At 41.1% G+C, this 8,661-nt stretch carries 7 protein-coding genes and 3 pseudogenes; 6 read left to right on the forward strand and 4 right to left on the reverse strand.

Going from position 1 to position 8,661, the window contains the following annotated elements; genetic code table 11:
• Positions 1-28: 28 nt before the first annotated feature.
• A complete protein-coding gene (locus tag G4417_RS06815) occupies positions 29-1,105 on the reverse strand; it encodes a glycosyltransferase family 2 protein (RefSeq protein ID WP_173683066.1) in 1,077 nt (358 codons plus the stop codon).
• Positions 1,106-1,475: 370 nt separating this feature from the next.
• Positions 1,476-1,946, reverse strand: a complete 471-nt coding sequence (locus G4417_RS16925) for a hypothetical protein (protein WP_274605760.1) — start codon at positions 1,944-1,946, stop codon at positions 1,476-1,478.
• A gap of 380 nt (positions 1,947-2,326) precedes the next feature.
• Here G4417_RS16925 and yfcC point away from each other — a divergent pair, with 380 nt between their 5' ends.
• The 6 genes and pseudogenes from yfcC to G4417_RS17490 form a co-directional block, all read left to right on the forward strand.
• On the forward strand, positions 2,327-3,847 hold the full coding sequence (yfcC, locus tag G4417_RS06825) for a putative basic amino acid antiporter YfcC (protein WP_173683068.1): 1,521 nt from the start codon (positions 2,327-2,329) through the stop codon (positions 3,845-3,847).
• Between the two features lie 32 nt (positions 3,848-3,879).
• Entirely contained in the window at positions 3,880-5,037 is a 1,158-nt protein-coding gene (gene iadA / locus G4417_RS06830; RefSeq protein WP_173683075.1) for a beta-aspartyl-peptidase, read from the forward strand.
• 39 nt (positions 5,038-5,076) lie between these two features.
• Positions 5,077-5,324, forward strand: a pseudogene (locus G4417_RS06835) (helix-turn-helix domain-containing protein); the annotation flags it as partial.
• Between the two features lie 45 nt (positions 5,325-5,369).
• A complete protein-coding gene (locus tag G4417_RS06840; RefSeq protein WP_173683069.1) occupies positions 5,370-5,801 on the forward strand; it encodes a flavodoxin family protein in 432 nt (143 codons plus the stop codon).
• 354 nt (positions 5,802-6,155) lie between these two features.
• Positions 6,156-6,773, forward strand: coding sequence for a protein adenylyltransferase Fic (gene fic, locus G4417_RS06845; RefSeq protein WP_173683070.1), 618 nt, complete (start codon positions 6,156-6,158; stop codon positions 6,771-6,773).
• 34 nt (positions 6,774-6,807) lie between these two features.
• Positions 6,808-6,993: pseudogene (locus tag G4417_RS17490) on the forward strand (cell filamentation protein Fic); the annotation flags it as partial.
• Here G4417_RS17490 and G4417_RS17495 read toward each other — a convergent pair.
• A pseudogene (locus G4417_RS17495) lies at positions 6,981-7,612 on the reverse strand (MATE family efflux transporter); the annotation flags it as partial. The pseudogenes G4417_RS17490 and G4417_RS17495 overlap by 13 nt on opposite strands.
• Before the next feature lie 22 nt (positions 7,613-7,634).
• Positions 7,635-8,618, reverse strand: a complete 984-nt coding sequence (locus G4417_RS06860; RefSeq protein WP_330598204.1) for an MATE family efflux transporter — start codon at positions 8,616-8,618, stop codon at positions 7,635-7,637.
• Positions 8,619-8,661 lie beyond the last annotated feature (43 nt).

The raw sequence follows: 8,661 nt of genomic DNA on the forward strand, positions 1-8,661 counted from the left end.
TCCGCTTTTTGCAGGAAAACAGCAATTATTAGAATCCAAGAACTTCATGAAAGTAAATCTCATTTTGAATAACAGAAGGATGTTCCGGTTTCAGTGCTTTGGTTTTCCGGTGGAATTCAAAAGCTTCCTGGTGCATCCCGAATTTGTCCAGGCATACACATAATTGCAGAAATGGTATGAAGTTGTGACAATCTGGAAGATAGAATCCCCCATTTTGTTTATTGTCCGGTGCAAGAAGTGCCTGATGATACCAGTAGGCAGCCAGGGAAAAGTTTTGCTCCATGAAAAGTATTTTTCCAATTTCACAACAGATTTCTGCTCTTGGAATATCTAATATGAAACTGTGACATAGTATCTCAAGAGCATGTGTATTATCTCCTGATGCCTGATAACAATGAGAAAGAACCAGGCAACTGTCCAGTTTGTTTTCAATCCATCCTCCGGGTTCTTTCAGAAATTTTTCCAGAATCCAAATGGCATATTCGTATTGCTTATGATAAAAAAGTTCCCGGCCATAATAAAATAAATCTCTGGGTTCCAGGATTTCTCCGTCTTCGATTATCTGTTGATAGATATGCAGATTTCTAAAGGATGAATTGTTATTTGTTTTTCTGTGTTCAATCTGTATGGGGGAATAAAGAATGTTTCCCATGGGAGTGATGGATTCATGGACTCTTCCCTGCCATCTGAAATTACGGGAAGTCTTTAAGATGCGTTCTCTGTAAAAGGAGAATACGGGGTGATTCCATTCATCGAAATCTGTGACATAATCCATCATAACCATATCTGTATCAGGGGACAGGTTTTCTTTTAATTGTTTAAGTCTGAACAGATTTTCCTGAGTGATTATATCGTCTGCATCCAGCCACATCCAGTAATCAGTCCTGACCTTTTCTGAGATGAAGTTTCGGGCCGCAGAGAAATCATCTTTCCATGGAAAATCATAAATTTCTGCTGTAAATTCTCTGGCAATTTCCTTTGTATTGTCTGCAGAACCAGTATCACAGATAAGAATTTTATCTGCAACTTCTTTTATGGGGGTCAGGATACGCGGCAATACTTTTTCTTCATTTTTTACAATCATACAGAGGCTGAGAGAAATCATAAAAGATAATTTAAAGCACCTTTCAGGGTAGTTATCCGGCTGACAGCGGAAAAATTCCCATTTTTTAATAATATATGTCGGTCAGATTATAAAATGAACCAGAAAGTATCTATTCTACAGGTATTGTGGCTTGATTTATAGAAGTACTATAGATTATATAATCACAGATGAAACTTTCAGACTGCTGAATAAAAGCGAAGCTGTTTGGTTGAAATTAATAAAACATTAAAAATATATTCAGGAGGGGCACCGACCCCTCCTGATGATTAATTTGCGAGAAATCCGGATGCGCGGAGATTCGCAAGAAGCTGATTAAACTGGGTTATGATATCTGTCTGACCTGTGGCATCTGCTACAGCCGCTGCCGGAGTTATAGTGCCGGCAGGTCCGGTGGGCCCGGTAGCTCCGGCAGGTCCTGCAGGGCCATCAGCTCCAACGGGTCCGGTAGCTCCAGTGGGTCCGGTGGGCCCGGTAGCTCCGGCAGGTCCTGCAGGGCCATCAGCTCCAACGGGTCCGGTAGCTCCAGTGGGTCCGGTGGGCCCGGTAGCTCCGGCAGGTCCTGCAGGGCCATCAGCTCCAACGGGTCCGGTAGCTCCAGTGGGTCCAGTGGGGCCAGTAGCTCCAGCAGGTCCGGTGGGTCCAGTAGCCCCAGTAGGTCCGGTGAATCCAGTAGGTCCGGCAGGTCCAGTAGCTCCAGTAGGCCCGGTAGCCCCAACAGGACCCGGATAACCCTGAAGTCCGGGTTCACCCTGAGGTCCCATAGGACCAACCGGACCGGGACAACCTCTGGGTCCTGTAGGACCAGGGCAGCCGCGAGGCCCCTGAGGTCCCTGACAGTCACAGTTACAGCGATTGTTATTGTTACAGCAGGAAGCACCAGATAATTCCGGGTCGTTTGATGTATGGCGACTAAACAACATAGACAAGTATCACCTCTGAAAAAATCTTATATCGTCAGAATCAGTAACCGCCTTGCAGTCTGCGGATTCCACAGAGTATTCTGGTGGTTAATATAAAATCTGACAATAACAGATTACAATTCTCGATATTAGTATATGTTTTATATGCAAGTCTGTGACTGCCTGAAAAGGTGTTATTTTTTGATGTATAAAAATACAGAAAAATGACAAAAATTGATAAAATATATAAATTTTTAGTTATATTTTAGTCATTCTATGGTACACTGATATAGTATATCAAAAATGGGAGGGAAACTCGAAAATGAGCAAAAAAGAAGGAAAAGGGTTAAAGTCTTTTAACAAGGGATTTCAAGTGCCTGACACCTACATTATTATCTTTTTAGTAGTTGTTGTCGCAGCACTTCTGACTTTCCTTGTACCAAAGGGATTTTACGAAACACAGGATATTTCGTACATGATCAATGGTGTTGAGAAAACCCGTACAGTAATCAAAGACGGAAGTTTCCAGTATCTGACAGACGATGCAGGAAATGTAGTAACAGAGGGAGTAGCACTCTTTAGTGGAGATGGTGGAACAGGATTCTTCAACTATATGTATAACGGAATCGTAAGCAGTTCTGCAATCGAGATTATCGCATTCCTTATGGTAGTAGGCGGTGCATTCGGTATCATGATCCGTACAGGTGCGATTGAATCCGGATTGATCGGATTGATCCGTAAGGCAAAGGGAGCAGAAAAACTGCTGATTCCGATACTTTTCGTACTGTTTTCTCTTGGTGGAGCAGTTTTTGGAATGGGAGAAGAAGCACTTCCGTTTACTATGATTCTTTGTCCATTGTTTGTTGCAGTTGGATACGATTCAGTTATCGCAGTTCTTGTTACTTATGTTGCAACACAGATTGGTTTCGGTTCATCATGGATGAATCCATTTTCTGTAGGTATTGCACAGGGTATTGCAGGTATTGACGTATTCTCCGGAGCAGGATTCCGTATGGTAATGTGGGTAGTATTTACAGCACTCGGCTGTGGAATGACTATGTTCTATGCATCAAAGATCAAAAAGACTCCGACAATCTCAATCGCATATAAGACCGATGCATATTTCCGTGAGCAGAATGAAAAAACAGGAATTGACGAAGGACATTCATTTGGTCTTGGACACATTTTAGTTCTTATGACACTGGCTGCTACAGTAGTATGGGTAGTTTGGGGAGTCATGACTCAAGGATACTACATGCCGGAGATTGCTACTCAGTTCTTCATTATGGGAATTGTTTCCGGTGTGATTGGAGTTATCTTTAAACTGAACGATATGAAACTGAATGATATCGCAACATCATTCAAAGATGGAGCAAAAGACCTGATCGGTGCTGCACTTGTTGTTGCTATGGCACAGGGCATCATGCAGGTTCTTGGTGGATCTGATCCGACAACACCTACGGTTATTAATACAATTATGTATAATATTTCGAATGCACTGTCTGGAGTTTCCGGAGCAGTTGCAGCAGTACTTATGTATCTGTTCCAGTCCGTATTCAACTTCTTCGTTGTATCCGGAACCGGACAGGCTGCGATCACAATGCCAATCATGGCTCCACTGTCAGACCTGTTAGGTGTTTCACGTCAGACAGCTGTAGTTGCATTCCAGCTTGGTGATGCATTTACAAACCTGATTGTTCCTACATCAGGATGCCTGATCGGATCTCTTGCAATTGCAAAGATTGAATGGTCTAACTGGATTAAATTCATGTGGAAATTCCTTGGTGTATTAATGATTGGTGCAATTATTACAATTCTTATTGCAGTTGGAACTGGATTCTAAAACATACATTTGATAATTGAGAGTGATTTATGATGAAATTAATTCAGAATATTGATGTCTATGCCCCACAGCATCTGGGGAAAAAAGATGTACTTATAATCAATGATAAGATTGTCAAGATTAAAGATGCAGGTTCTATATGCGCAGACGGATTTCTTTCTGAGGCAGAAATGATCAATGGAGAGGGGTTACTTTTAACTCCGGGATTCATTGACTGTCATGTTCATGTACTTGGAGGCGGTGGCGAAGGTGGATTCGCCAATCGTACTCCGGAAGCAACTATGGAAGGACTTACGAAGTTTGGAGTAACAACAGTTGTTGGCTGCCTTGGAACGGATGGAATCGGTCGTGATATGTGTGCACTGGTTGCAAAGACAAAAGGATTGAATGAGCAGGGAATGTCTGCATACTGTTATACAGGCAGTTATCAGATTCCGGTTCACACGCTGACGGACAGTATTGTCAAAGATATTATGATGATTCAGGAAATCATTGGAACCGGAGAAATCGCGATCTCTGATCATCGTTCTTCACAGCCGACTTTTGAGGAATTTGCGCGTGTCGTTGCGGATACAAGACTTGGCGGTGTTCTTTCCGGGAAAGCAGGTATTGTAAATGTTCATCTTGGCGACAGTCCGAGATGCTTAGATCTCATTGAACGAGTGGTAGATGAGACAGAGATACCGGCTTCTCAAATACTGCCAACACATATCAATCGAAATGAGATGCTTTTTGGCAAGTCGATTGAGTATGCGCTGAAAGGCGGAGCAGTAGACTTTACCGGAAATGAAGATATTGACTATTGGGAAACTATCTGTGATGAGGTACGTGTATGTAATGGTATCAAACGGATGCTGGATGCAGGAGTAAATCCTGACCGCATGACAATTTCTTCTGATGGACAGGGAAGCCTTCCGATGTACAGTAGTGATGGCGAATTCCTTGGAATGGGCGTTGGACAGTCCAGCTGCCTTCTGAAGGAAGTAAGGGAATGTGTATTTAAAACAGAAATTCCTTTAGAAATAGCTATTTCTACAATTACATCTAATCCTGCAGATATTCTTCGCCTCAAAGGAAAAGGTAAGGTTGAAGAAGGCTATGATGCGGATCTTTGTATTCTTGACCAGGAACTTCAGCTTGTTGAAGTAATTGCAAAAGGGAATACAGTTTATACAAATAAAGTATATTGATGTTAAAAGCACCAGTCATTCAGTTGGCTGGTGCTTTTTGCATGCGAACATCATCAGAAACGGATCCGTAACTTGGTCTGTATCCTGGCAAATAAGATACTGATCATAAGTCGTTATCTTTTGACATTCGCTTTGACCGGCAGCAGTTGGCAGATTATCTTTGCATTGATCGTGCAGCAATGTCTGCAGAGATATCTAAGTTACAAAAAGAAGGTTTTATAAAAACAAATAGAAATCATTTTGAATTGATTGCTTGCAATAAAACGGATTTACAAGCTGACAAATGATGGTATAATTAATTCTATTGTTGAGTTGATAGAAAGGGTATAGGTATGAGAAAAGCAATCGTATATGCATCGGTACATCATGGAAATACAGAAAAATTAGTAAAGAGCATAGCAGAAGAGTGTCAGGTCGATTTGATTGATGCGGTAAAACAGTCAGATGCAGATCTGAGCAGTTATGATATGATCGGGTTTGCATCAGGAACCTATTTTTCAAAGTTTCATCAGTCGATATTGAAATTTGCGGAAAAGAATTTACCAGATGACAAAAAGGTCTTTTTGATCTGTACTTATGGTGGAAGTGCGAATTATAAATCCATAGAGCAGATTTTGGATAAAAAACATGCCAGTGTAGATGGTAAATTTGGATGCAAAGGATACGATACATTTGGGCCGTTCAAACTGGTTGGAGGTATTGCAAAAGGACATCCGGATGATAAAGATATCCAAAATGCAGTGGAATTTGTAAAAAACTTATAAAAATATAAAGAAGAAATAAAAACAATGGAAAGTTATCGTTTTTTGAAAAGAAATATTGACGGTAACTTCAAAAGCTGTATAATAAGCTTAACAGAACCCACCACGCCTCTGATTTTCATGCGCAACCCGGTGGGTTTTTCTTATTCATAGGATATTTTATTTACCAGCAAGTCCCCACCCACTGCTTATTGCTTTTCGCAATTGAAGCAGGGGACTTACTTGATTTGGTTAAATACGGCAAAATAAAAGTTGGATATTCCATAATAAAATGGATTCATTGCCGATATTATGGTATACTTATAAAGATAGATTTGTGACTGGAAAAGTGATCGCATGAAGAATATGAGGTAAACCATGCTTGAAAATAAATTAGGTATTACAGATTCTACAGAATTAGCAAGAATGGAAGAAAAAATCAGTAAGCAAAAAGCGCTTGAAATGTTTGAAAGTGGCTTTTTTGAGACATTAGAACCGGGGACTTATAAAAGTCTTGCGATGATCCATCAATATCTTTTTGATGAGATTTATAATTTTGCCGGTAAATTACGAAAGGTTAATATTTCAAAAGGAAATTTTAGATTTGCTCCGTTAATGTATTTGGAAACAGCGTTACAGAGTATAGACAAAATGCCACAGTCAACTTTTGATGAAATTGTCGAAAAATATGTTGAAATGAACGTGGCTCATCCGTTCCGAAAGGGAAATGGGAGAAGTACGAGAATATGGCTTGACTTGATGTTGAAAAAAGAAATCGGCTATGTGGTTGACTGGAGCAAGGTGGATAAAGAGGATTATCTGCTTGCCATGGAGCGAAGTCCTATCAAAGATATCGAAATAAAGTTTTTTCTGAAAAATGCTCTTACGGATAATGTAAATGATCGAGAAATTTATATGAAGGGTATCGATCACAGTTATTACTATGAAGGTTATTATGTGTTTAAGATGGAAAATTTGACGGACACAAAGGATTAACTTGATTTAGCATTAGAAAAGTGGAGGAATATGGATGCAATATCGTTCAGTTAATGAAATAGCGAAAAAATGGAATATGTCGGAAAGAAGTGTTCGAAATTACTGCGCTCAGGGACGGGTAGACGGTGTGTTTCTTACCGGCAAGACCTGGAACATTCCCGAAAATGCAGAGAAGCCGGAGCGTTCCAATAAAAAGAAAGAGCAGCCGATTACCTTAGTCAAGGCCTGCCCGATGCCGGTTGCCAGCGCGGCGCCTTCGATTCCCATTTCAGGGAATAGACCACAGCCAAAAATCAGAACGGGGTCTAAGACAATGTTTGTTATACACCCACACATCAAGCTGATCATGGTTGTTTTCATGTTTCCTACAGCTTGGAATAGTTTCTCGAATGTAACACCAACAATGATAATCAATGTAAAAGCGAACGCAATAACAGAATAGCGGACGCCAAGTTCAATCACTGTCTTGGATGAAGTGAACATTCCTAAAAAAGCCGGCATCATTGTAATACAGCAGACTGTCATAACAACGCCGTGAATCATGGCAAGCACAAGTCCCTGCGTGGCAGCTTGATCTGCTTTTTGTTATCTCCAGCGCCTAGATAGAAGGCGATCACTGCGTTGATTCCAACGCCAAATCCAATTCCAACGGCATTGATAAAATTTTGAACCGGGTAAACCAATGATAATGCCGTCATAGCTTCCTCGCTGATCTGCGCGACGAAAAAGCTGTCGATAATGTTGTATAGAGAATTAACCAGCATGGATAAAACCATAGGCAGGGTCATGGATAAAATCAGCGGCAATACCGGTTTTTCTTTCATAAAAGTATCGTTCATCATTTCTCCTCCTTGGAACATGTTATAAGATATTTTTGTGGCGATGCCATGCCATTATTACGAGAGCAATGAGCATAGTGGCGGTTTCCGCAACAGGAAATGCAAGCCAGATTCCGTTCAGTTGGAATAATTTGTCCAGACACCATAAGGCAGGAACAAGGAAAAGCAGTTGTCTGCATAATTGAATCGCTATGCTGGAACCTACTTTTTCTGTTGCCTGAAAATAGGTGGAAATCATGGTAGAGAGACCGCAAAACAGATAGCTTGCCGCCATAATTCGCATAGCGGATATTCCAAAGGAGCGCATGGCTTCCGACGCTGTAAATAATTCCAAAAGCTGCGCCGGAAAGAAGTTGACAGTCAATGTTCCCAGTATCATCATACCGGAGACCAAAGCGGTTCCGTATCGGAAAGCGGAGTGCAGCCTATCTCTGTTTCCCGCACCGTAGTTAAACCGCATAATAGGCAAACAGCCCTGAATCAAGCCGTTTACTGTCATAACGATCAGCTGCTGCACCTTAAAATACGCACCGAAGAATGCAATCGCCGTATCAGAATACGCCACCAGAAACAGATTGACGAATGTCACCATAAACGAACTGAGGGCATTCATAATGAAAGATGGTAAGCCAAGGGCGAATATACGGGCAATCATCCACTTTTGTATATGAAATTCTTTGATCTTTATCCGCACTTTTTGCTTTTTGCCCAGCAGCAAGGCAAATGCCAAAATCATGGATAACAAATAGCCCGCAACAGTAGCCACCGCAGCGCCACGGATTCCCATAGCTGGAAAAACACCAATACCAAAAATTAGGAGTGGGTCAAATACAAAATTAACGACCACTCCTGCAATCTGGAACCACATAGGAGCAATCATGTTCCCTGTAGCCTGTATCATCTTCTGGATTGCGATATGCACCATGTTGGGAATTTGCATGAACGAACATATGCTCATATAGGCAAGACTTAACTGATAAATTTCTTCGTTATTGGTTAAATGTATTTTTTAATTCTACCTTGCAAGAGTAAATTCTATACCTGTAGAA

It is taken from the genome of Blautia wexlerae (assembly GCF_013300825.1).
GTDB classification, from domain to species: Bacteria; Bacillota; Clostridia; order Lachnospirales; family Lachnospiraceae; genus Blautia_A; species Blautia_A wexlerae_B.

What these genes read in the sequence shown, in the direction of transcription:
- G4417_RS06815 (WP_173683066.1), bottom strand. Translation starts at nt 1,105, where the DNA reads ATGATTTCTCTCAGCCTCTGTATGATTGTAAAAAATGAAGAAAAAGTA.
- iadA (WP_173683075.1), top strand. Translation starts at nt 3,880, where the DNA reads ATGAAATTAATTCAGAATATTGATGTCTATGCCCCACAGCATCTGGGG.
- fic (WP_173683070.1), top strand. Translation starts at nt 6,156, where the DNA reads ATGCTTGAAAATAAATTAGGTATTACAGATTCTACAGAATTAGCAAGA.
- G4417_RS06840 (WP_173683069.1), top strand. Translation starts at nt 5,370, where the DNA reads ATGAGAAAAGCAATCGTATATGCATCGGTACATCATGGAAATACAGAA.
- yfcC (WP_173683068.1), top strand. Translation starts at nt 2,327, where the DNA reads ATGAGCAAAAAAGAAGGAAAAGGGTTAAAGTCTTTTAACAAGGGATTT.